Below are 270 nucleotides of genomic sequence, written 5' to 3'. Positions count from 1 at the left end.
CGATAGGGATCGTTTTCATCTAATGCGTTTTTATATGAGTCTTCTGTACCAGAAACTTTTTCTAGAGCAGTGATGGTTCGACCACCAATTATGAGGGTGTTTATTCCTTCAGTATCTTCAATCCTGTCGTAGCCGTGACCTTGTGTGAAGTGGTAGGTATCGTTGTCTGCTCCGCCGACTAAGAAATCGTTTCCAGTGCCGCCGTGAAGGTGGTCGTTTCCTTTTCCGCCATCTAGAACATCTTCGCCCTCTCTGCCAAATAAAATGTCA

1 protein-coding gene is annotated in these 270 nt (G+C 45.2%); it reads right to left on the bottom strand.

The window, feature by feature from the left end; all coding sequences use genetic code 11:
- Window positions 1-270: hypothetical protein (locus tag A3763_RS06625; protein ID WP_369823097.1), on the bottom strand; the 270-nt coding region annotated here is incomplete at both ends.

It is taken from the genome of Oleiphilus sp. HI0128 (assembly GCF_001635365.1).
This window is presented reverse-complemented; position numbering and strand designations above follow the sequence as displayed.